The organism is Streptomyces sp. NPDC085460 (genome assembly GCF_044541975.1).
Lineage (GTDB): Bacteria > Actinomycetota > Actinomycetes > Streptomycetales > Streptomycetaceae > Streptomyces.
On record NZ_JBITTO010000021.1, the window covers coordinates 42,092 to 63,878 of the forward strand.

General features: G+C 72.8%; 26 protein-coding genes. 16 read left to right on the plus strand and 10 right to left on the minus strand.

Annotated features, from left to right (window positions below; genetic code table 11):
• Positions 1–116: 116 nt before the first annotated feature.
• The 4 genes from ACIGHB_RS33645 to ACIGHB_RS33660 all read left to right on the plus strand — a co-directional run bounded on the left by ACIGHB_RS33645 (position 117) and on the right by ACIGHB_RS33660 (position 3,548).
• Complete coding sequence (locus tag ACIGHB_RS33645; RefSeq protein ID WP_399918581.1) at positions 117–962, plus strand: sulfurtransferase; 846 nt, start codon at positions 117–119, stop codon at positions 960–962.
• A gap of 34 nt (positions 963–996) precedes the next feature.
• The gene (locus ACIGHB_RS33650; RefSeq protein WP_360308216.1) at positions 997–1,287 is read left to right on the plus strand and encodes a DUF1416 domain-containing protein; all 291 of its coding nucleotides are present in this window, start codon (positions 997–999) and stop codon (positions 1,285–1,287) included.
• A gap of 215 nt (positions 1,288–1,502) precedes the next feature.
• Positions 1,503–3,275 carry an IS200/IS605 family accessory protein TnpB-related protein gene (locus ACIGHB_RS33655; protein ID WP_399918584.1) on the plus strand — a complete coding sequence of 591 codons (1,773 nt, stop codon included), beginning with the start codon at positions 1,503–1,505 and terminating at the stop codon, positions 3,273–3,275.
• A 9-nt stretch (positions 3,276–3,284) separates the two neighbouring features.
• Positions 3,285–3,548 (plus strand): DUF3099 domain-containing protein, encoded by a 264-nt coding sequence (locus ACIGHB_RS33660; RefSeq protein ID WP_360308222.1) that lies wholly within the window; start codon positions 3,285–3,287, stop codon positions 3,546–3,548.
• 18 nt (positions 3,549–3,566) lie between these two features.
• On the opposite strand, the gene ACIGHB_RS33665 is transcribed toward ACIGHB_RS33660, so the two are convergent.
• The gene (locus tag ACIGHB_RS33665) at positions 3,567–3,929 is read right to left on the minus strand and encodes a DsrE family protein (RefSeq protein ID WP_360308225.1); all 363 of its coding nucleotides are present in this window, start codon (positions 3,927–3,929) and stop codon (positions 3,567–3,569) included.
• A 124-nt stretch (positions 3,930–4,053) separates the two neighbouring features.
• Here ACIGHB_RS33665 and ACIGHB_RS33670 point away from each other — a divergent pair, with 124 nt between their 5' ends.
• From ACIGHB_RS33670 to ACIGHB_RS33695, 6 genes are all read left to right on the plus strand, one after another.
• Positions 4,054–4,851 (plus strand): hypothetical protein, encoded by a 798-nt coding sequence (locus ACIGHB_RS33670; RefSeq protein WP_399918586.1) that lies wholly within the window; start codon positions 4,054–4,056, stop codon positions 4,849–4,851.
• 17 nt (positions 4,852–4,868) lie between these two features.
• On the plus strand, positions 4,869–5,708 hold the full coding sequence (locus ACIGHB_RS33675) for a hypothetical protein (RefSeq protein WP_399918588.1): 840 nt from the start codon (positions 4,869–4,871) through the stop codon (positions 5,706–5,708).
• The gene (locus ACIGHB_RS33680) at positions 5,705–6,601 is read left to right on the plus strand and encodes a hypothetical protein (protein ID WP_399918590.1); all 897 of its coding nucleotides are present in this window, start codon (positions 5,705–5,707) and stop codon (positions 6,599–6,601) included. Before ACIGHB_RS33675 ends, ACIGHB_RS33680 begins: the two co-directional genes overlap by 4 nt.
• 250 nt (positions 6,602–6,851) lie before the next feature.
• Positions 6,852–7,424 carry an FABP family protein gene (locus ACIGHB_RS33685; RefSeq protein WP_360308236.1) on the plus strand — a complete coding sequence of 191 codons (573 nt, stop codon included), beginning with the start codon at positions 6,852–6,854 and terminating at the stop codon, positions 7,422–7,424.
• Positions 7,425–7,475: 51 nt separating this feature from the next.
• Positions 7,476–7,913, plus strand: coding sequence for a transcriptional repressor (locus tag ACIGHB_RS33690; RefSeq protein WP_360308239.1), 438 nt, complete (start codon positions 7,476–7,478; stop codon positions 7,911–7,913).
• A gap of 23 nt (positions 7,914–7,936) precedes the next feature.
• On the plus strand, positions 7,937–8,902 hold the full coding sequence (locus ACIGHB_RS33695) for a folate-binding protein (protein WP_360308242.1): 966 nt from the start codon (positions 7,937–7,939) through the stop codon (positions 8,900–8,902).
• A 4-nt stretch (positions 8,903–8,906) separates the two neighbouring features.
• On the opposite strand, the gene dtd is transcribed toward ACIGHB_RS33695, so the two are convergent.
• Entirely contained in the window at positions 8,907–9,332 is a 426-nt protein-coding gene (gene dtd, locus ACIGHB_RS33700; protein WP_360308245.1) for a D-aminoacyl-tRNA deacylase, read from the minus strand.
• Between the two features lie 128 nt (positions 9,333–9,460).
• On the opposite strand from dtd, the gene ACIGHB_RS33705 reads away from it, so the two are divergent.
• Positions 9,461–10,075 carry an ABC transporter substrate-binding protein gene (locus ACIGHB_RS33705; RefSeq protein ID WP_399918593.1) on the plus strand — a complete coding sequence of 205 codons (615 nt, stop codon included), beginning with the start codon at positions 9,461–9,463 and terminating at the stop codon, positions 10,073–10,075.
• Positions 10,076–10,255: 180 nt separating this feature from the next.
• Positions 10,256–11,500, plus strand: coding sequence for a GNAT family N-acetyltransferase (locus tag ACIGHB_RS33710; protein ID WP_360308251.1), 1,245 nt, complete (start codon positions 10,256–10,258; stop codon positions 11,498–11,500).
• 60 nt (positions 11,501–11,560) lie between these two features.
• On the opposite strand, the gene ACIGHB_RS33715 is transcribed toward ACIGHB_RS33710, so the two are convergent.
• Together ACIGHB_RS33715 and ACIGHB_RS33720 are read right to left on the minus strand one after the other, a co-directional pair.
• The gene (locus ACIGHB_RS33715) at positions 11,561–12,331 is read right to left on the minus strand and encodes an ABC transporter permease (protein WP_399918595.1); all 771 of its coding nucleotides are present in this window, start codon (positions 12,329–12,331) and stop codon (positions 11,561–11,563) included.
• Positions 12,324–13,301 (minus strand): ATP-binding cassette domain-containing protein, encoded by a 978-nt coding sequence (locus ACIGHB_RS33720; RefSeq protein ID WP_399918597.1) that lies wholly within the window; start codon positions 13,299–13,301, stop codon positions 12,324–12,326. The genes ACIGHB_RS33715 and ACIGHB_RS33720 overlap by 8 nt, the downstream gene beginning before the upstream one ends.
• A 116-nt stretch (positions 13,302–13,417) precedes the next feature.
• Here ACIGHB_RS33720 and ACIGHB_RS33725 point away from each other — a divergent pair, with 116 nt between their 5' ends.
• The gene (locus ACIGHB_RS33725; RefSeq protein WP_399918600.1) at positions 13,418–14,254 is read left to right on the plus strand and encodes a TetR/AcrR family transcriptional regulator; all 837 of its coding nucleotides are present in this window, start codon (positions 13,418–13,420) and stop codon (positions 14,252–14,254) included.
• 7 nt (positions 14,255–14,261) lie between these two features.
• Here the strand turns inward: ACIGHB_RS33725 and ACIGHB_RS33730 are convergent, their stop codons facing one another.
• From ACIGHB_RS33730 to ACIGHB_RS33745, 4 genes are all read right to left on the minus strand, one after another.
• Entirely contained in the window at positions 14,262–15,707 is a 1,446-nt protein-coding gene (locus ACIGHB_RS33730) for an MFS transporter (protein WP_399918602.1), read from the minus strand.
• A 159-nt stretch (positions 15,708–15,866) separates the two neighbouring features.
• A complete protein-coding gene (locus ACIGHB_RS33735; protein ID WP_360308266.1) occupies positions 15,867–16,352 on the minus strand; it encodes a MarR family winged helix-turn-helix transcriptional regulator in 486 nt (161 codons plus the stop codon).
• A gap of 66 nt (positions 16,353–16,418) precedes the next feature.
• Positions 16,419–16,826 (minus strand): VOC family protein, encoded by a 408-nt coding sequence (locus ACIGHB_RS33740; protein WP_360308269.1) that lies wholly within the window; start codon positions 16,824–16,826, stop codon positions 16,419–16,421.
• A gap of 10 nt (positions 16,827–16,836) precedes the next feature.
• Complete coding sequence (locus ACIGHB_RS33745; RefSeq protein WP_392334190.1) at positions 16,837–17,256, minus strand: helix-turn-helix transcriptional regulator; 420 nt, start codon at positions 17,254–17,256, stop codon at positions 16,837–16,839.
• Positions 17,257–17,377: 121 nt separating this feature from the next.
• Between ACIGHB_RS33745 and ACIGHB_RS33750 the strand changes: the two genes are divergently transcribed.
• The 3 genes from ACIGHB_RS33750 (at position 17,378) to ACIGHB_RS33760 (ending at position 18,940) form a co-directional block, all read left to right on the plus strand.
• On the plus strand, positions 17,378–17,806 hold the full coding sequence (locus ACIGHB_RS33750; RefSeq protein WP_399918604.1) for a helix-turn-helix domain-containing protein: 429 nt from the start codon (positions 17,378–17,380) through the stop codon (positions 17,804–17,806).
• Positions 17,807–17,835: 29 nt separating this feature from the next.
• The gene (locus ACIGHB_RS33755; protein WP_399918606.1) at positions 17,836–18,498 is read left to right on the plus strand and encodes a hypothetical protein; all 663 of its coding nucleotides are present in this window, start codon (positions 17,836–17,838) and stop codon (positions 18,496–18,498) included.
• 94 nt (positions 18,499–18,592) lie between these two features.
• A complete protein-coding gene (locus tag ACIGHB_RS33760) occupies positions 18,593–18,940 on the plus strand; it encodes a DUF2516 family protein (protein ID WP_388867411.1) in 348 nt (115 codons plus the stop codon).
• Positions 18,941–19,033: 93 nt separating this feature from the next.
• Here the strand turns inward: ACIGHB_RS33760 and ACIGHB_RS33765 are convergent, their stop codons facing one another.
• Positions 19,034–20,317 (minus strand): PP2C family protein-serine/threonine phosphatase, encoded by a 1,284-nt coding sequence (locus tag ACIGHB_RS33765; protein WP_399918608.1) that lies wholly within the window; start codon positions 20,315–20,317, stop codon positions 19,034–19,036.
• Positions 20,318–20,656: 339 nt separating this feature from the next.
• Entirely contained in the window at positions 20,657–21,715 is a 1,059-nt protein-coding gene (locus tag ACIGHB_RS33770) for a C40 family peptidase (protein WP_399918611.1), read from the minus strand.
• Positions 21,716–21,787: the final 72 nt, after the last annotated feature.

Consider the following 21,787-nt stretch of genomic DNA (forward strand, 5'->3'; position numbering starts at 1 on the left):
CGGCCGGGGCCGCACCGCGCAGCACCACGCCGTCGGGCGCACGCCGTGACGCGTACCCGCACATGCCGCACCACCCCCGCACCACACCGCCGCACACTGCCCCGGAGGAGAACAGCATGGCTCGCAGCGACGTACTGGTCGACGCCGACTGGGTCGAGGCCAACCTCGACAACCCGGCCGTCGCGATCGTCGAGGTCGACGAGGACACCGCCGCCTACGACAAGAACCACATCAAGAACGCCATCCGGATCGACTGGACCAAGGACCTCCAGGACCCGGTCCGCCGCGACTTCATCGACCAGGAGGGCTTCGAGAAGCTCCTCTCGGCGAAGGGCATCGCGAACGACACCACGGTCGTCCTCTACGGCGGCAACAACAACTGGTTCGCCTCGTACGCCTACTGGTACTTCAAGCTCTACGGCCACCAGGACGTCAAGCTCCTCGACGGCGGCCGCAAGAAGTGGGAGCTCGACTCCCGCGACCTGGTCGACGGCTCCGAGGTCCCGGCCCGCCCGGCCACCGCGTACAAGGCCCAGGCCCAGGACGTCTCCATCCGCGCCTTCCGCGACGACGTCGTGGCCGCGATCGGCACCCAGAACCTCGTCGACGTCCGCTCGCCCGACGAGTTCTCCGGCAAGCTGCTCGCCCCCGCCCACCTCCCGCAGGAGCAGTCGCAGCGCCCGGGCCACGTCCCGTCCGCCCGCAACATCCCGTGGTCGAAGAACGCCAACGACGACGGCACCTTCAAGTCGGACGACGAGCTCAAGGCCCTCTACGAGGCCGAGCAGGTCGACCTGGCGAAGGACACCGTCGCCTACTGCCGCATCGGCGAGCGCTCCGCCCTCACCTGGTTCGTCCTGCACGAGCTGCTCCAGGTCCCGAACGTCAAGAACTACGACGGCTCCTGGACCGAGTACGGCTCCCTCGTGGGCGTGCCGATCGAGCTCGGCGCCAACAAGTAAGACCTCCCCTCGCGACAGGACAGGACGTAACAACATGTGTGGAGCACAGGTCGGCGGCCCCGACGTCAGCACCCTCAAGCCCGGTGAGACGGCCATCCAGGGCCAGGTGACCAAGGACGGCGAGCCCGTCACCGGTTACGTGCGTCTCCTCGACGCCTCCGGCGAGTTCACGGCCGAGGTCCCCACCTCCGCCACCGGCCAGTTCCGCTTCTACGCGGCCACCGGCGAGTGGACCCTCCGCGCCCTCGTCCCCGGCGCCACGGCCGACCGCAAGGTCGTCGTCACCGAGACGGGCAGCCTGACGGACGTCGCCATCGCGGTGTGATCCGCGCCGGGCTTCGCGCCGCCGCGCCGGTCTCCGTGGGAGCCGGTGCGGCGGGAAGCCCCACCTACTGGCCGAGGGGCCGCACATCCTGGGGGTTGGACGCCTCGTGCGGCCCCTCGCGCCGTTCCCGGACCGATTGATTCGGCCGACCGTGTGACCTCCGTACGCATGACTCGTTGAGACGTTCGACGGGTGGGTGATCGGGGGGTGAGGGCATGGTCGAGCGTTCGGCATCCGGACTGCGGGTGCTCGCTCCTCCGCGTGTGGTCGTTCCCACCGGCGCGCTGACCGTGCGGACCAGGCTGCGGTTGTCGGACCGCGATGCCGTGATCCTTCGTGAGCTGGCGGAGTACCTTTCCCGGCTCGCCTCCCGCGATCTCGCCGAGCGGGTGAGGCTGGGTCCCCGCCACACCGCCGCCGACTTCGCCCGTCGCAAGCGCGGGCTGACGGCCCTCACCTCTTCACGGTGGGCCGGCACGATCACCCGTGGGTCGAACGAACAATGGCAGCTGGCCCGACGGGCGCAGGCGGCCCATCTCAGGCAACTCGTCGCCGCGATCGAGGCGATCGAACGGCGGCTCGCCGCGCCGGTCGGAGGGCGCGACGAAGTCACGCGCGCCAGGGGCTACCCGTCACGGGGGGTGCGGGCGGCCAAGCAGCGGCGACTTCAGATCCTTCGGGCGCGGGCCGGCGAGGTCGCCGCCGACTCGGCGGCGGGGCGGGTGCACGTCGTGCGCGGGGGCAAGGACCTGCTGCACAGCCGTCTCCATCCGGACCGGCCGGGGTGGACTCCGGAGGAGTGGCGGCACCGCTGGTGGGAGGCGAGGAACCGGATCGAGGCGGACGGCGAGGCCGGGAAGACGCACGGGAACCAGTCCCTGAGGGTCGGACCCGACGGAGAGGTCGTGGTCAAGCTGCCGGCGGTGCTCGCGGAGCGGCACCGAGAGCACTGCGACCGCTTCGGCCGCTACACCTTGGACGCCCGCTGTCGATTCGCCTACCGGGCCGATGAGTGGCGTGCACAGGTCGAGGCACACCGGGCGGTCGGCTACACCATCCGGTTCGACGGCGACCGCTGCCGTCTGACCGCGTCGTTCACCCCGGCGGCAGCCGCCCTGCGGGTGGACGCGGACGAGGAGTCACTGATGGCGTCGGCACTGGCCGGCGGGGTTCTGGGGATCGATCAGAACGTGGACCATCTGGCGGTCTGGCGCCTGGACAGGCACGGGAACCCGGTGGGGCGGCCGGGCAGGATCGACGCTGACTACAGCGGGTCGGCGTCCCGGCGGGACGCGCAGGTGAGACGCGTCTGCACCGCACTCGTGGGGGAGGCCAGGAAGGGCGGCGTGTCGGCCCTGGTCATCGAGGACCTCGGTTTCGACACCGGCCGGGATCGGTGCGGGTGGGCAGGACAGGCGGGGCGGCGGTTCCGGTCGATGGTGGCAGGCATGCCCACGGCGCGCTTCATGTCGAGGCTCGTGGCCATGGCCCACAGGGCCGGGTTGGCGGTGATCGTGGTGGATCCCGCGTACTCCAGCCGATGGGGTGCTCAGCACTGGAGGCGGAGCACCAGTACCACCCGAGGGAAGACGTCCCGGCACGAGGCTTCCGCCGTCGTGATCGGGCGGCGCGGCCAGGGACTGGGCGCGCGGCGCAGGGCAGAGAAGCCCGTACCCCGCAGGATGACGGAAGAGGCCGGGCGATCGCGCGTCGAGGCGCGCCGCCGGGCTGGCACGGAGAACCATCGCCCGGCCGCGCACGAGGTGAGGCCCGGACCCCTCCGCGCACCGAGGACCGCCGACGGTCCGGAGGACGACGCACGGGATGCGTCTCGCCGACGGACGCCGCCAGCGGTTCAGGCTGCTCAGGACCGTTCGGGGCAGCCCGCCGGGAAGGTATCCGTTCCGGTGGAGAGGGGCGGTTGGACGCCATCACCAGGACCCGGGGAGCGGCCCGCCGATCTGTCAGCGGGGGGACTTCGGTCGTAGGCTGGAAGTGTGTACGCGCGGCGTCGGCACGTTTATTTCTGGCTGATGGGTGCCTGTGTGGTTCTGTTCGTGGGCGCCTGGGCCGTCGTGCGGTTGTTCTCCATGCCGGTGGCCATCGGGATGTGCGTCGTGGCCATGGTGATCCCGCCCGTGGCCGCGATGGTGGCGAACCGGCGGGGGCCGGAGGACCGGTGGTGGGACGATCCGTCCGGTGACCCGCAGTCGGACGAGTGGTGGGACGAACTCGACGGCAGGAAGCGGCGGGACCGGTAGGACCGGGCCCGCGCGGGGTCAGTAGACGAGGGCCTGGGTGTCGTCGGCCGTGGCCTCCTGGACGAAGACCTGGGCGCCGGCGATGCGGACGCCGTCCAGGACGTCCTTCTCGGTGATCTCGCGGCGGGCCGCGCACTGGGTGCACAGGGTGATCCGGCCGGCCGCCAGGATCGAGTCGACGAGGTCCGGCAGCGGGGCCGCATGGGGCAGTTCGAACTCGGCCGCCCTGCCCGGGAGGGCGAACCACGAGGACTCGCCGGTCAGCCACAGCGACACCTCGACGCCGCTCGCGACGGCGACGGCGGCCACGGTGAAAGCCTGGGAGCAGCGTTCCGGGGCGTCGGCCCCGGCGGTCACCTTGATCACGAGCTTCTTCGCCATATACCGAACTGTAATGCGAGGCTCCGCAACTTCATGCACGGCTCACGGGTCAGGTGGATGCGCGGATAACGGAATCCGCCGTTCATAGTCTCGTGGGGGGACTGTCTTGGAAGCCACGGAAGCGGTGGAACCCGCTCAGAACACCCCGGCGCCCGTGCCGGATCCCGGGCCGGAACCGCCCGCCCGGCCGGCTCCGCGCCGCCGCAGGATCGCCCGTACGGTCGGGCTGATCGCGATCGCCGCCGTGATCGGCCTCGTCGGCGGCACCGCCGTGGGCTACGGCATCCAGGCCGACCGCGAGCCGACGCCGCTCCCGCCGCTGAACCAGCCCGGCCTCGCGTACCCGAAGCCGCTTCCGAAGGGGCAGAAGCAGAAGCGCCTGCCGGCCGCGGAGGACCGCCAGGCCAAGGCCCAGGGCGACCTGCGCAAGCTGCTGCTGCCGAAGCCCGCCGGGGCGAAGGAGGACGAGTACGCCGAGGACGTCGACGGCTGGATGTCGGTGGACACCTTCGCCGCGATGTTCGAGAACCCGGGCGAGGCCCTGGAGGACCAGCTGGACCTGGAGATCCGGCGGGTCGCGGCCACTTCCTGGATCACCGGCGAGCACAAGCGGACCCACATCCGGCTGATCCAGTACCGGTCCAGCGCCGTGCTGGGCGCGCAGGAGTTCACCGAGGGCCAGCACGCCTACCTGCCGGACGAGGACTGGGCGGACGAGGACGGCACGCCGATCAAGGGGTCGACCGACGGCCGCTCCTACGTCTTCCCCGTGGACCGGAAGCCCGGCTACCTGGACCTGTACGAGGCGAGGGCCGTCTTCCACCGCGGTGACATCGCCGTCGAGATCTTCGTCACCGACACGAAGAAGATTTCCGGGAAAGAGATCCGTTCGCTGGCCGAGCGACAGCTGGGGCGCCTGTGAGTGAGGACCGGAACGACGTGACCGAAGCGGGACCCGAAGCGGAGCACGTGGAGCACGTGGAGCACGTGGAGCACGTGGAGCCCGGGACGCGGAAGCGGGGTGTCGGGCGGATCCTCCTCGGGGTCGTCCTGCCCTCCGTACTGGTCCTCGGCCTGATCGGCGGCGGCGTCGCCTACACCGCCGTCACCGTCTCCTCCGCCGACCGCACCGCGCCGACGCGGCTGTGGGACGACCCCGAGAAGCCGGTCCAGGGCGAGGACCCCGCCACCGCCGTGGCACGCGGCAAGACCGCGACACCGCTGAGCAGGCTCCTGCTGCCGCTGCCGGAGGGGTACGTGTTCGGCCCCGACGAGGAGCTGTACGGGAACGACGGCGAGCTCGGCGCCGCGGAGGCCACCGCGCTGATGAAGCAGGCGGGCGAGGGGCTCTCCGGGAAGAAGCGCCGCGCCTTCGAGAAGGAGGTCGACAAGCTCGGCATCCAGGGCGTGGGCGTGCGCACCTTCGCCGACGAGAACGACGACGTCGTCGTCACGTTCGAGGTCGCGCGGATCAAGGACAAAAAGCGGGTCCGCGACAGCCACCGGATCCGCAAGGAGGTCCTGGACTACCTGGAGTTCCCGAAGGGGCCCACGATCAAGGACCACAAGAACGCCGTCTGCTACCTGGCGCCCGAGGACGACTCGCTGGACAAGGGGGAGAAGGCCAAGGCACTCGCGGAGATGGTCTGCCTCGCCTACGACTCCGACGTCCTGGTCACCATGACGGCGGCGGGCGCCAAGCCGTTCGACAAGGCGCGGGTGGCCAAGCTGATGAAGCAGCAGCTCGACCACATCGCATCCCCGGGGGAGTACGTATGAGCGAGCAGACCGTGACCGTGACCGAGCCCGGGGCCCCGTCCCAGGTTCCGGCGGAGGAGCAGCGGCCGGTGGACGTGGTGGACGTGGTGGACGAGGCCCCGGCCCCCGTCCCCGCCCCCGCCCCCGCCCCCGGGCCCACGAAGGCGCGGCGGGTGCTGTGGGGCGTCGTCCGCTGGACCGCCGCCGTGCTCGTCTGCGGCGGTGTGGGGGCCGGGGCCGCCATGGGGATCACCGCGATGGAGCGGACCGACGTGCCGGGGCTCGCGACCGAGCCCGACGGGCGGTGGGACTACCCGGAGCTGGCCCTGCCGGCGCTGCCCGACGGGTCCCCGCGGCCGTTCACCGACGGCAACGACGGCGAGGTCCACCACGCCGACCTGCGGAAGCTGCTGCTCGCCGCGCCGGCCGGGGCGAAGGTCGACCCGAAGCTGAACGGCGGCTGGGTGGGGCTCGACTCCTACCTGGAGGTGCTGGTGGAGAAGGACCGGCCCGACGTGAAGGCGTATCTGACCGACTCGGCGCTCCGCCACGTCGCCGCGCGCGGCTGGACCATGCCGGACGGCACCACGACCCGGATCCACCTGCTGCGGTTCTCGTCGGTGGCGTTCTCGGAGGCGTACAAGGACGAGGCCGCCCGCGCGGTGTACCGGGGCGAGCGGCTGCCGCCCGGGGTGGAGTCGGCGGCGCTCGACCCGTCCACGCGGGACGTCGACGTGCCGAACCTGACCCCCTACGCGTACCAGGAGGAGGAGCCGTACGGCTCCGAGCAGACCCGCTGGTCCTACATCCAGGCCGGTGACACGCTCGCGGTGATCACCCAGACCCGCAAGGGCGGGGTGCTGACCGTGCCCTTCCAGCAGACGGTCGCGCTGCAGGCGCAGCTGCTCGGCTGACGCGGTCACCGGGAGACCCACCTCACCGAGTGGGCCGGGCCCCCGCCCACTAAGCTGGGGTCCGGCCCGTTCCGCCTTCACCGCTCAGCCGAGGAGCACCCTGTGATTCTTTTCTTCGAGATCCTGCTGGTCCTGGTCGCCGTCGGCGTGCTCGCCTTCACCGGACTGGCCGTGAAGAAGCTGTACCAGGGCCAGCGCTGACCTCCCCCTCCCTTCACCGGTCCCCCTTCACAGATCGTCTGAGCCGCTCATGATCCAGATCCCGTCCGACCTCAACCCGGACCTCGTCCCGCTCGCGTTCCTCCTCGGAACCTGGGAGGGCGCCGGTGTCTCCGACTTCCCGGGCGCCGAGAAGTGCAACTTCGGCCAGTCCGTGACCTTCAGCCACGACGGCCGGGACTTCCTGGAGTACCACTCGCACTCCTGGGTCCTCAGCGCGAGCGGCGAGAAGGTCCGCCCGCTGGAGAGCGAGAGCGGCTTCTGGCGGATCGACAAGGACCGCAAGGTCGAGGTCGTGATGGTCCGCGACGACGGCGTCGTCGAGGTCTGGTACGGCGAGCTCGCCGACCAGAAGCCGCAGATCGACCTGGCGACCGACGCCGTGGCCCGTACCGCCGCCTCGGGGCCGTACTCGGGCGGCAAGCGCCTCTACGGCTACGTGAAGAGCGACCTCATGTGGGTCGGCGAGAAGGCGACCCCCGAGGTCCCGCTCCGCCCCTACATGTCGGCGCACCTGAAGAAGGTCGTCACCCCGGAAGAGGTCGCCGAGATGGCCCGCAACCTCCCCGACATGCCCGACGACGGCATCGCCTTCTTCAAGTAGGTCTGTCGCGGGACCTCCGGTGACGCGCCGCGCCCTCCTACACTGGGGGGCGTGGTGAGCACCGACTGGAAGAGCGACCTGCGGCGGCGGGGATACCGGCTGACGCCGCAGCGGCAGCTCGTGCTGGAGGCGGTCGACGCGCTGGAGCACGCCACGCCGGACGACATCCTCGTCGAGGTGCGGAAGACCGCCTCCGGGGTGAACGTCTCCACCGTGTACCGGACCCTGGAGCTCCTGGAGGAGCTCGGGCTCGTCAGCCACGCGCACCTGGGGCACGGCGCGCCGACCTACCACCTCGCGGACCGGCACCACCATCTGCACCTGATGTGCCGGGACTGCTCGGAGGTCATCGAGGCGGAGGTGGAGGTGGCCGCCGAGTTCACCGGGAAGCTGCGCGAGACCTTCGGCTTCGAGACGGACATGAAGCACTTCGCGATCTTCGGCCGGTGCGCCGGGTGCGCGCGGAAGGCCGCCGCCGACGGGGCGTGACCGGGGAGTCGTAGGCTTTTCCCATGAAGAGCTCCCTGCTGTCCCTGCCCGGCGCCGTTCCCGCCGAAGGGCGGGACGAAGGCGTCGCCGCCCACTACGGCGACCTGTTCCGAGAGCAGCGCGCCCTCGCCGACGGCTCCGGTTTCGTCGACCTGTCGCACCGGGGCGTCGTCACCGTCACCGGCGACGACCGGCTGAGCTGGCTGCACCTGCTCCTCACCCAGCACGTCAGCGACCTGCCGGCCGGGCAGGCGACCGAGGCGCTGATCCTCTCCGCCAACGGGCACATCGAGCACGCGCTCTCCCTCGTCGACGACGGCGAGACGGTGTGGGCGCACGTCGAGCCGGGGACGCGGGGCGAGCTCATCGCCTACCTGGAGTCGATGAAGTTCTTCTACCGGGTCGAGGTCGCCGACCGGACGGAGGACTTCGCGGTCGTGCACCTGCCGGCCGGGTCCACCGCAGAGGCGCCGGAGGGCGTGGTCGTACGGGAGACCGCGCACGGCCGCGATCTGTTCCTGCCGCGCGCGGAGCTGGACTCCTTCGCCGCCGCTCACGGGCCGGCCGCGGGCGTCCTCGCGTACGAGGCGCTGCGGGTGGAGGGGCACCGGCCCCGGCTCGGCTTCGAGACCGACCACCGGACGATCCCGCACGAGCTCGGGCTGATCGGCACCGCGGTGCACCTGCAGAAGGGCTGCTACCGGGGGCAGGAGACCGTCGCCCGGGTGCAGAACCTGGGCAAGCCGCCGCGCCGGCTCGTCTTCCTGCACCTGGACGGCAGCGAGGTCAGCCTGCCGGGGCACGGCACGCCGCTGCGGCTCGCCTCGGACGGTCCCGACGGGCGTCAGCTCGGCTTCGTGACGACCGCCGTGCGCCATCACGAGCTGGGGCCGATCGCCCTGGCACTGGTGAAGCGGAACGTGCCGGTGGACGCGCCGCTGGTGGCGGGGTCGACGGCGGCCGCGCAGGAGACCGTCGTCGAGCCGTAGGGGTTCAGACCTCCAGCAGGACCGTGAACGGGCCGTGGTTGGTGAGGCTGACGCGCATGTCGGCGCCGAAGCGGCCCGTCTCCACGTGGGCGCCGAGCTTCCGCAGCTGGGCGACGACCTCGTCGACGAGGGGTTCGGCGACGGGGCCGGGGGCGGCGGCGTTCCAGGTGGGGCGGCGGCCCTTGCGGGCGTCGCCGTAGAGCGTGAACTGGGAGATCACCAGGAGCGGCGCGGCCACGTCGGAGCAGGACTTCTCGTCCTCCAATACCCGGACGGACCAGAGCTTTCTGGCCAATTGGGCGGCCTTCTCCGGTGTGTCGTCGTGGGTGACGCCCACCAGGACGCACAGCCCCTCGCCGGTGATCTCGCCGACCGTCTCCCCTGCGACGACGACCTTCGCGCCGTCCACCCTCTGCACCACAGCTCGCATGCGTCCCAACTTACCGATCGGGGATTTCTGGGGGCCGAACGGGTGCAGAGCGCCTGCACGCGCGCGTGCGGGAGTGGCACCATGCGGGGAGGCGGTGCGGCTCCGCACCGGTCGAGGGGACGATTCTCATGAGTGCTTCCAGCACCGGGCCGACGCCGTCCGGCCCCGTACCGCTGATCCGCTCCGCCGGCGCGGTGCCCGGCGGGCCGGTCGCGCGGCCGCCCGTGCAGCGGACGGCCGCCGAGCCGGCTCCTTCCGGCCGCCCGGGGCACGAGCTCGGCGGGCTGCGCCTGTCCGAGCTGCGGACGCTGCGGCGGGACGCGCAGAGCGACGAGGCCGATCTCAGCTATGTGCGGCGGATGCTCCAGGGCCGGATCGACATCCTGCGGGCCGAGCTGGCGCGCCGGACCGATCCGGAGGCGCCGGTGCTCGACCGGCTCTCCGAGATCCTCGCGGACGTGCCGTCCCGGCACCGGACCTCGGCCCGGCACGTGACGCTGTCCACGCCGCGCGCGGAGGAGTACCGGCGGCTCGCGGCCGAGATGCTGTCGGAGGTCGAGCTGTCGGACCTGACGGCCCGGACGGACGAGGAGCTGCACACCGCGATGGGGCGGCTCGCCGGCTACGAGCAGCAGATCTCGCGGCGCCGGCAGACGCTCCAGCGGACCGCCGACGACTGCGGGGCGGAGATCGCCCGCCGCTATCGCGAGGGCGAGGCACAGGTCGACGACCTGCTGGCCTGACCGGCCGACGGCCAGCCGGCCCGGCCCGCTGGCGCGATCCGCCGGTCCGGCCCGCCGGCCCGACCCGCCGCTCCGGCCCGCCGGCCCCGTCCGCCCGCTTGTCCTCCCGGCTGACGGGCGCCGTCGGCCCCGCCGGAAATTGCCGCGCCGGGAGGGTGGGGGCGTGCGTAGGGTCGGAGGATGGCTGTCGAACTGCGTACGGTGACCGAGTCCGAGTTCCCCGAGTGGCTGCGGGCGTTGCGGACGGGCTTCCTGAACGAGCCCGTGGTCCCGGACGCGCTGGTGGCCGACCGGCTGGCCCATGTCGACCTCGACCGGACCCTCGGCGCCGTGGAGGACGGCCGGGTGGTCGCCACCTTCCGTTCCTTCCCGCAGCGGGTGAGCACGGTCGGCGGCGGTGGCCTCGCCGCGGACGCCGTCACCCAGGTGACGGTGGCGCCGACGCACCGGCGGCGCGGGCTGCTGAGCCGCCTGATGGCGCGGGACCTCGCCGCCGCGCGGGAGCGGGGCGACGCGGTCGCGACGCTGATCGCCGCCGAGTACCCGATCTACGGCCGGTACGGCTTCGGTCCCGCGAGCTGGACCACCGAGTGGAGCGTGGACCTGCGCCGGGCGGGGCTCGACCCGCGCCGCAGCGGCCGCCCGGAGGACGGCGGCCGGATCGATCTGGCCGACGGGGCCGAGATCCGCCGCATCGGGCCCGACCTGCACCGGAGGCTGGCCGGGACGCGCGCCGGGGTCACCGACCGGGTCGAGCGGAACTGGGCCGTGGGCACCGGCCTCGGGCACCAGCTGGAGCCGTGGACGGAGCCGTACTACGCCGTCTACCGCTCGGCGGCGGGCGAGCCCGAGGGGTACGTGTCGTACCGCTGCGACGACAAGTGGGGCGACGGGAAGCAGCCGGAGAACACGCTGACCGTGCGGGACCTGATCGCGGCGACGCCCGCCGCCGAGCGGGCGCTGTGGCGGTTCGTGTGCTCGGTGGACTGGGTGGTGACGGTGCGGACCGGCCACCGGCCGCCGGACGATCCGCTGCCGCTGCTCCTGCCGGACCCGCGCGCCGCCCGGACGGTCTCCCACGCGGACATGCTGTGGCTGCGGATCCTGGACGTGGTGCGGGTGCTGGAGGAGCGGACGTACCCGGTGGCGGACGGTCTGGTGCTCGACGTGCGGGACGCGGACGGGTTCGCGGGCGGGCGGTACCGGCTCGACGCCTCCCCGAAGGGCGCGTCGTGCGCCCCGACGACCGCGTCGGCGGATCTGGTCCTCGACGTGGCGGAGCTGTCCCGGCTGGTCCTCGGCGACGAGTCGGCGGTGCGGCTCGCGCTGCTCGGGCGGATCGAGGAGGCGGTGCCGGGTGCGGCGGCGCGGGCCGATCTGCTCTTCCGTACGCCGCTGCGGCCGTTCTCCCCGGACATCTTCTGACCCCTCGCACACGGCCCGTCCGCCGTGCCCCGTCCGCCGTGCTCCGTCCGCCGTGCTCCGTCAGCGGGTGCGGAGGCGGAAGAGGGCGCCTGAGGCGGCGACGGACAGGGCCAGGATGCCGCCGAGCCAGGCGAGGGCGGTCCAGGGCGCGTTGCCGACGGGCTGGTCGAGGAGCAGGCCGCGCATGGACTCGATGAGCGGGGTGACGGGCTGGTGCTCGGCGAAGCCGTGCAGCCAGCTCGGCATGGTGTCGATGGGCACGAAGGCGCTGCTCGGGTAGGGCAGGAACATCATGAAGAAGGTGAAGGCGTTGGCCGCTTCGGGGGTGCGGGCGAGGAGGCCGGCCGCGGCGGACAGCCAGGAGATCACCGTGATGTAGGCGAGGAGCAGGGCGATCGCGGCGAGCCAGCCGGCGGGGGTGGCGGCGGGGCGGAATCCGATGAGGGCGGCGACGCCGAGGACGAGCGCGGTGGCCAGGAGGTTGCGGGCGACGGTGGCGGCGACGTGTCCGGTGAGGAAGGGGACGCCGCCCACGTCGAGGGTGCGGAGCCGGTCGACGGTGCCGCGCCGCATGTCGTCGCTGACGCTGACGGCGGTGCCGGCGGCGCCGAAGCCGGCGCACAGGACGAGGACGCCGGGGACGACGTAGGTGACGTACTGGTCGTGGCCGGTCTCGATGGCTCCGCCGAAGAAGTAGACGAAGACCAGCATCAGGAGCACCGGCATCATCAGCGAGGTGATGACGGCGTCGAGGTTGCGCCGGCTGAGGAGGATGCCGCGCCCGACGAGGGCGGTGGTGGTGGCGAGCGGTCCGGCGGTCGGGTCAGACATGGCTCGGCTCCTTCGGGGTGCCGGTCAGGTGGAGGAAGACGTCGTCGAGGGTCGCGCTGTGCAGGGTGAAGCGCTCGATGTCGGTGCGGTGCGGGTCGAGGGTGTCGAGCAGGGCGCGGACGTGGGCGGCGGTGCCGTCGGTGGGGACGCCGAGGGTGAGGGTCTCCGGGGTGTGGGCGGTGGCGTGCGGGGTGAGCCGGAGGTAGGCGTCGCGGTCGCGGGCGACGAGGTCGAGGCGGTGGCCCGCGTAACGGTTCTTCAGCTCCTGGGCGGTGCCTTCGGCGAGGGTGCGTCCGCCGCCGAGGACGGCGATGCGGTGGGCGAGCCGGTCGGCCTCCTCCAGGTACTGGGTGGTGAGGAAGACGGTGGTGCCGTGGGCGGAGAGCTCGCGGACGATGTCCCAGAGCTCCTGCCGGCTGCGCGGGTCGAGCCCGGTCGTGGGCTCGTCGAGGAAGACCACCCGGGTGACGCCGGGGTCGCGGACGAGGCCGGCGGCGAGGTCGAGGCGGCGGCGCATGCCCCCGGAGTACGTCCTGCTCTGGCGGTCCCGGGCGTCGGTGAGCCGGAAGCGTTCGAGGAGTTCGTCGGCGCGGCGGGCGGCGGCCTTGCGGGAGAGGCCGGAGAGGCGGGCGGCGAGGCGGAGGTTCTCGGCGCCGGTCAGGGTCTCGTCGACGGCCGCGTACTGGCCGGTGAGGCTGATGGCGCGGCGGACGGCGCGGCGCTCGGTGACGACGTCGTGGCCCGCCACGCGCGCGTGCCCGCCGTCGGGGGTGGTGAGGGTGGCGAGGATGCGGACGGTGGTGGTCTTGCCGGCGCCGTTGGGCCCGAGGAGGGCGAAGACGGTGCCGGTCTCGACGCGGAGGTCGAGGGCGTCGAGGACGCGGGTGGTGCCGTAGGTCTTGGTCAGGCCGGTGGTCTCGATGGCGGTGCCGGTGGTGGTCCCGGTCGCCGCCAGTGTGGCGGGAGGCATGGGTGTCCCCTTCTGCTGCGCTCAGCGGCGTACTGCGTATGCCATACGCGTTACTGTGTAAGGGTTACGCATTACTAGGATGGGCGTCAAGCGAGCGAGGTCGGGAGGCGGCGCGGATGGCGGGCGACCAGGACGAGAAGGCGGCCCGGGGGGAGAGGGCGGCCCAGGAGGAGAAGGTGGCCGAGGAGGCGAAGGTGGCCCAGGAGGGCGGTGGGACGTTTCTGCCGCCGTCGATCGAGGCCGTGTGGGGGCTGCGCGAGCGCCCCACCAAGGGGCCCAAGCCCGGCCTGAGCCTCGACCGGATCGTCGCCGCGGCCGTCGCCCTCGCCTCCGCGGAGGGGCTCGCGGCCGTCTCCATGGGGCGGGTCGCCAAGGAGCTGGGCGTCTCGACGATGTCCCTCTACCGGTACGTCTCCGCCAAGAACGAGCTGTACGTGCTGATGCAGGAGGCGGCGACGGGCGCCCCGCCGAAGGGGCTCGTGGACCCGGAGGGCGACTGGCGCACCGGGCTTGAGCGGGTGGCGTGGGCGCTGCGGGAGATCTACCGACGCTCCCCGTGGCTGCTTCGGGTGCCGGTCTCCGGGCCGCCCTCGACCCCGAACGGCGTCGCCTGGTGGGAGCAGTTGCTGCTCGCGATGGCCGGGACCGGCCTCGACGCGGGCGAGAAGCTGGCGGTGACCCTGCTCGTGTCCGGCTTCGTGAAGAACGACGCGCTGATGATGGTGGAGCTGACGGAGGCGGTGGAGGCCGCCGGGGCCGAGCCCCACGAGGCGATGCTCCAGTACAGCCGGACCCTGCGCCGGCTGGTCGACCCGGTCGCGTTCCCCGAGGTGGCGAAGGTGATGGACTCGGGGATCCTGGACCAGGCGGACGGCCCGGACGACGACTTCCGCTTCGGTCTCGCCCGGATCCTGGACGGCGTCGCGGCCCTCGTGGAGGGCCGCGCATCCTGAGGACCGGTCAGGCGGCCGTGGTGATGCCGGACGCGGAGGCGGCCGGCGCGGTCGGGGTGGGGGTCTTCCGGGGGCGGAGCACGGTCGCCGCGACCGCGAGCGCGGCGAGCAGCAGTCCCGTACCGACGGCGAAGGCGAGCCGGTAGCCGCCGGTCAGGGCCTCCGCGGCGGTCCGGCCCGCCGCGTCCAGCGCCTCGGTGCGGGCGGCGGCGAGGGTGGTCAGGACGGCGACGCCGAGCGCCATGCCGATCTGCTGCGTGGTGTTGAAGAGCCCGGAGGCCAGGCCCGCGTCGGCCTCGTCGGCGCCCGACATGCCGAGCGCGGTGAGGGCGGGCAGCGCCAGGCCGAAACCGGCGGCGAGCAGCATCACCGGGAGCAGGTCGACGGCGTACGAGGCGTGCACGGGCACCCGGGTCAGCAGGCCGAGCACGCCGACGAGGAGCGTGATCCCGGCGAGCAGCACCGCGCGCTCGCCGAAGCGGGTGATGAGCCGGGCCGCGACGCCGAGCGAGACGGCGCCGATGACCAGGGCGGCGGGCAGCATGGCGAGGCCGGTCGCGGTGGCGCCGTACCCCTGGACCTTCTGGAGGTAGAGGGCGACGAGGACCTGGAAGGAGAACAGGGCGGCGACCATGAGCAGCTGGACCAGGTTGGCGCCGGCGACCGCGCGGGAGCGGAGGATCCGCAGCGGCATCAGGGGTGTCGTAGCCCGGCGCTGGCGGACCAGGAAGCCGGCGAGCAGGGCGAGGGCGAGCGCGCCGAGGCCGAGGGTGTGGGCGGAGCCGGCGCCGTACTCCTCGATCCGCACGACCGCGTAGATGCCGGTGGTCAGGCCCGCGGTGACCAGCAGCGCGCCGAGCGCGTCGGCGCCCGCGCGCAGGCCCTGACCCCGGTCGGCGGGGAGGGCGCGGGCGGCGAGGGCGATCGCGGTGGCGCCGATGGGCAGGTTGATGAAGAAGATCCAGTTCCAGGAGAGGGCGTCGGTCAGGAGGCCGCCGAGGACCTGGCCGAGGGAGGCGCCGGCGGCGCCGGTGAAGCTGAACACGGCGATGGCGCGGGCGCGTTCGCGCGGTTCGGTGAAGAGCGTGACGAGGATGCCGAGGCTGACGGCCGAGGACATCGCGCTGCCGGCGCCCTGGAGGAAGCGGGCGGCGATGAGGACTTCGGGGGAGCCGGCGACGGCGGCCAGGAGCGACGCACTGGTGAAGACGGCGGTCCCGGCGAGGAACACCCGCTTGCGTCCGATGAGGTCGCCGAGCCGTCCGGCGAGCAGGAGGAGCGCGCCGAAGGAGATCAGGTAGGCGTTGACGACCCAGCTCAGACCGGCCGGGGTGAAGCCGAGGTCGGCCTGGATGGCGGGCATGGCGACGGTGACGATGCTGCCGTCGAGGACGGTCATGAGCATGGCGCTGGCGAGGACGCCGAGGGCGAGGGCATGGGTGTGGGCACGCATGGGATCTCTCCTGTCGAAGGGTGCGACAGGAGAGACGCTAGCAGAAGGTTTTGTTGCGGACTATTTTTTAGGAGAGGAAATCTGGGGTCGGTTTCCGGGGGCGCGGTCGGGTCGGTCGTAGTCGGGTCGGTCGTGGTCGGTTCCCTCGGGGGCGGGGTCTCAGCTCTTCTGGCGGGCCCTGCGCGTGGCCGTCGGCCCCTCGGCCGGCGTCCTCAGATGCCCTTCCGCCAGCTTCCCCAGCGCGCGCACCAGCACCTCCCGCTCCTCGTCCGGGAGCGAGTCGAGGGCCTGCGCGTGGACGCCGTCCACGATCCGCCGGCTCTCCTCGGCGACCCGCGCGCCCGCCTCGGTCACGGCGATGATCCGCGCCCGCCGGTCCGTGCTGGACGGCTGCCGCTCCGCGAGCCCGGCCTTCTCCAGGGCGTCCACGGTGACGACCATGGTCGTCTTGTCCATGTCGCCGATCTCGGCGAGCTGCGCCTGGGTCCGCTCCTCCTCCAGGGCGTGGACGAGGACGCAGTGCATCCGGGCGGTGAGCCCGATCTCCGCCAGCTCCGTCGCCATGCGGGTGCGCAGGACGTGACTGGTGTGGTCGAGGAGGTAGGAGAGGTCGGGCTCGCTGCGGCGGGGGCTCATGGCGGTCATGTCCGCCAGGGTAGCCAGAACCGTCCCGTTCCGGACGGTCCGGAACGGGACGGTTGGGGGCTCACGTCACGCCTGGGCGATCCGGATCATGTTGCCGGCCGGGTCGCGGAAGGCGCAGTCGCGGACGCCGTACGGCTGGTCCACCGGCTCCTGGAGCACGTCGGCGCCGGCCGCCCGGACCTTCTCGAAGGCGGCGTCGAGGTCGGCGGTGCGGAGGTTGACCCCGCGGAGAAGGCCCTTGGCGAGGAGCTCGGTGACGGCCTTGCGGTCCTCCTCGGTGGCGCCGGGGTCGGCCAGCGGCGGTTCGAGGACGATCTCGACGTCCGGCTGCGCGGGCGACCCGAGGGTCACCCAGCGCATGCCGCCGAAGTCCACGTCCTTGCGGATCTCGAAGCCGAGCGCGTCGCGGTAGAAGCCGAGGGCGGCCTCGTGGTCGTCGACGGCGATGAAGCACTGGTGCAGGTTGATGTCCATGGGCTCCACGCTAGGGAGCGCCGCCGGGCCGCGCTTCTCCGTTCCTGACCGGTCGCGTGACCACCTTGGCGACGCAGGCGGGCAGCCCCGCGTCGGCGCCGTGCTCGCGCGCCCGGTAGGCGCTCGGCGTCTCGCCCACCAACTGGGTGAAGCGCGAGCTGAACGAGCCCAGCGACGTACACCCCACCTCCATGCAGACGTCCGTCACCGACAGGTCGCCGCGCCGCAGCAGCGCCTTGGCGCGCTCGATCCGCCGGGTCATCAGATAGCTGTACGGGGTCTCCCCGAAGGCGCTGCGGAAGCTCCGCGCGAAGTGCCCGGCGGACATCAGCGCCGTCCGCGCGAGCGCCGGCACGTCCAGCGGCTGCGTGTAGTCCCGGTCCATCTGGTCCCGCGCCTTGCGCAGGCGCCGGAGGTCGTCGAGCGGTATGCGGGTCGTCACGCCCTTCACGGTACCGGCGCCCCGCCCCCGGCCGTCGGCCGTGCGCGGCGCGCGCACTTCAGCAAGCATGTGCTTGCAATAGTTAGCAAGCGGTGGCAGGGTACGGAGCATGGCATCGCTCAACGTCGGCAATCTCGGCAGCCTCGGCGAGTACCTGCGCGAGCAGCGGCGCACCGCGCAGCTCTCGCTCCGGCAGCTCGCCGACGCGGCCGGGGTCTCGAACCCGTACCTGAGCCAGATCGAGCGCGGGCTGCGCAAGCCCAGCGCCGAGGTGCTCCAGCAGGTCGCCAAGGCGCTGCGGATCTCGGCCGAGACGCTCTACGTACGGGCCGGGATCCTCGACGAGCGGGAGCGGGACGAGCTGGAGACGCGCGCCGTCATCCTGGCCGATCCCTCGATCAGCGAGCGGCAGAAGCAGGTGCTGCTCCAGATCTACGACTCCTTCCGCAAGGAGAACGCGGCGGAGAACGCGGCGGAGGACACCGCGGAGAACGCGGCGGAGGACACCGCCCCCGATGCCATGCCGCCCTCGAGCTAGCCAGTACGTCCACCGGGAGGACCACCAGCATGCCCATCATCGACGAACTGCGTACCCCCCTCTACTTCGCCGCCGGCACCGCCGAGCTCGCCGTGCAGCAGGCCAGGAAGGTGCCCGGCCTGATCGAGCAGCTGGCCGCCGAGGCGCCCGGCCGGATCGACGCCGTCCGGAACACCGACCCCAAGGCCGTGCAGGAGAAGGTGACCGACCGGGCCAAGGAGGCCCAGGCCGTCGTCCAGGCGAAGGTCGCCGAGGTCGTCGGGGTGCTCGACACCGACCTCAAGAAGCTCGGCGAGACCGCCCAGGACCTGGCCCTGCGGGGTGTCGGCGTGGCCGCCGAGTACGCCGTCAAGGCGCGCGAGAAGTACGAGGAGGTCGCCGCCCGCGGCGAGGAGACCGTCCGCGCCTGGCGCGGCGAGACGGCGGACGCGATCACCGAGATCGCCGTCGTGGTCGAGCCGGAGTCGGTGACGGAGCCGGAGACGGCGGCGGACGAGCGGTCGGAGACGGCGGCGGAGTCCGGGGCCACGGCGGGGACTGTGGCCGCCGAGGACCCCGTGGCCGCCGAGGACCCGGTGGCCGCCGAGGAGCCGGTGGCGAAGAAGACGCCCGCCGCGCGCAAGCCCGCCGCCCGCAAGACCCCCGCCAAGAAGCCGGCCGCCGCCGGCACGGCCTCCGCCGAGGCCGAATAGCGGACCCGGGCACGATTTCTGGGGCCGCACGCGTTGAAACGGGTACCTTGACCGCGAGGCGTACGTACCCATGACCCCCTAGGCGGTGTTCAGCATGCTGATGGACCGGTTCGACAACACCCTCAACCTGCTGATGTTCCTGGTCTTCACCGGCTTCGCGATCGCCTCGTTCGTCATCGCGGCGATGGTCCGCGAGGACGCCTACCGGGCCGCGGACAAGCAGACGAAGAAGTTCTGGCTGATCCTGCTCGGGGTCAACCTCGCCCTGAACCTCCTCCTGCCGGGCCTGCTCTTCCTCCTGATCGCCGGCCTGATCGCCGCGATCGTCTTCATGGTGGACGTCCGGCCCGCCCTCAAGCAGGTCATGGGCGGAGGCGGTGGCGGCCGGCGCGGCGGCTCCAGCAGCGACGGGCCGTACGGCCCCTACAACGGCGGCCGGTAGACACCGACCGCCGTCGAGCACGGACGCACGGCGTACGGAGCAGGCACGGCGTACGGAGCACGCACGGCACGTACGGCCGCAGGGGCCCGGGGACTATCCCCGGGCCCCGCCCCGTTCCAGGGCCAGGAGCGCCACGTCGTCCGTCAGCTCGCCGCCGTTCAGCGCCCGCGCCTCGGCCATCGCCGATTCGAGCAGCGCCTCGCCGTGCAGGCCGCCGGCCAGCTGCCGGTTGATCATCCCGACCATCCCGTCCTGCCCGAGCCGCGGCGAGCCGGGGCCCGCCGTCCGGCCCTCGATCAGGCCGTCGGTGTAGAGGAGCAGGCTCCACGCCCCGCCCAGCTCGACCTGCCGGCGCGGCCAGCGGGCGCGCGGCAGCAGGCCCAGGGCCGGGCCGCCGTCCTCGTACGGCAGGAGCCGCGCGGTCCCGCCCCGCTGGGCGACGAGCGGGGCCGGGTGCCCGGCCAGGCAGAGCCCGGCCCGGCGCCCGTCGGGCGCGATGTCGACCGTGCAGAGCGTCGCGAAGATCTCCTCGCTCTCCCGCTCGTGCTCCAGGACCTGCTGGAGGGTGGAGAGCAGCTCGTCCCCGCAGAGCCCGGCGAAGGTCAGGGCGCGCCAGGCGATCCGCAGCTCGACGCCGAGGGCGGCCTCGTCCGGGCCGTGGCCGCAGACGTCGCCGATCATGGCGTGGACGGTGCCGTCCGGGGTGCGGACCACGTCGTAGAAGTCGCCGCCGAGCAGCGCCCGGGACCGGCCGGGCCGGTAGCTGGCCGCGAAGGCCAGGTCGGAGCCGTCCAGGAGCGGGGTGGGCAGCAGACCGCGCTCCAGGCGGGCGTTCTCCTGGGCGCGCAGCCGGGACTCGGCGAGCTTCACCTTGGCGGCGTCGTTGCGCTTGCGCTCGACCGCGTACCGGATGGCGCGGCTCAGCAGCCGGCCGTCCAGCTCCTCGCGGAAGAGGTGGTCCTGGGCGCCGACCCGGACCGCCTCCGCGGCCAGCTCGGGGTCGGCGGAGGGGGCGAGGGCGAGGACGGCGTGCCGGGGCGCGAGGCGCAGGACGTGCCGCAGCGGGGCGAGCGGGTCCTCGCCGGCCGCGCCGCGGGGCGCGGGCAGCGAGAGGTCGACGAGCACGCAGTGCACGTCGTCGGTGAGGAGCCGCTCGGCCTCGGTGAGGTTGCGGGCGGTACGGATGCGGATCCGGGTGCCGGAGGCGCCGGCCGCGTCGAGCAGTTCGGGTACGGCGAGGGCACCCGCCGGGTCGTCCTCGACGACCAGGAGGGTGAGGTCGGTGCGGTCGCGGTCGGCCGTCGCGGGGGCTTCCGCGCCGGTGGGTGTTCCTGTTCCTGTGCCTGTTCCTGTGTCTGTCACAGCGGTGGCGTCCATGGCGGTGGTCTCGCCTTGCCCCGCAGCAGAGACGATTCTCTGGCGCGGTACGGATACGGGCATCGGTTCGGGTTTCCTTCCCTCCCCCGAGGGTGCGCCGGGCGCCGGGTGGCGTCCCGCCCGTCCGGGACCATAGCGGCAGTGCGGCGCGCAGCGGAATGGCGATCACTCCACGGGCGGCCCGGCACGCGCTGGCATATGCCGCGGAAGGGGAGGTAGTTGCGCCCCGAGCAGGCACGGGTGCGTCCTGGGCCCATGAGAAAGGTCACTCGGGGCGATCTGTCAGGTCGCGCGGGAGCGGGAGCGCGGCCGCGCCACCGCTCCGCCGCGCCGCCCTCGTCAGTTCGGGCGGACGATGCCGAGGATGTCCATCGAGCCGGCGCCGGCGACGGTGACGTTCCGCCCGGGGCGCGGCGCGTGGACCATCTTCCCGTCGCCGATGTACATGCCGATGTGGCTGGCGTCCTGGAAGTACACGATCAGGTCGCCGGGGCGCATGTCCTTCGGCTGCACGCGGGGCAGCAGCCGCCACTGCTCCTGGGAGGTGCGCGGGATCGACTTGCCGGCGGCGCCCCAGGCGGACTGGGTCAGTCCGGAGCAGTCGAAGGAGTCGGGGCCCTCGGCCCCCCACACGTACGGCTTGCCGACCTGGGCGAGGGCGGACTCGATCGCCTCGCGGCCCTCGGGGGTGGCCTCGGTGGTGAGTTCGGCGAGGATGCCGGAGCCGAGCCACTTCGTCTGGGCCTGCTGCCGGGCCAGTTCCTCCATGCGGCGCAGCCGCTCGCGCTCCTCGGCGGCGAGCTCGCTCTCCAGCTTCTTCGCGGCGGCGATCTTGCCGTTGATCTCCTTCTTCGCCTCGGCCTGCCGGACGCGGTCGGCCTCCAGCGTGGTCCAGTGGTCGCCGGCCTCGCTCGCGTACGTGTTCAGCTCGGCCTGGGCGCGGGAGAGTTCGCCGATGAGGTCGGTGGTGGCCTTGGCGCCCTCGCGGAGCCGGCCGGCGGTGTCGAGGAAGAGCTGCGGGTCGCCGGTGAGGACGAGCTGGGCGCTGTCGGGGATGCCGCCGTTGCGGTACTGGGCGCGGGCGGTGGCGCCGGCCTGGGCCTTGAGCGTGTCGATCCGCTTGCGGCCGCTCTCGATCATGCGGGCGAGCCGGACGATCTCGGCGGACTGCTTCTCGGTGCGCTCCTCGGCGAGGTTGTATGCGTCGGTGGCGGAGGCCGCCTGCCGGTACAGCACGTCGATCTCGGTACGGACCTGTTCGAGGGTCTTCTTCGGCGGGGGCGGCGGGAGCGGGGCGGCGGCGGCCTGGAGGGTGAGCGCCGGGGTGGCCAGCAGGGCCAGGGCGCAGGCCACGGTGACCGCGGCGGCGGCGTACGGACGTCGGCGTCGTCGGTTCACTGGTTCCCCCTCGTGACCGGGTACCCCCTCGGCCACTTTCTGATTTACCGTCAGTAACTTGTGGTGGTCCTG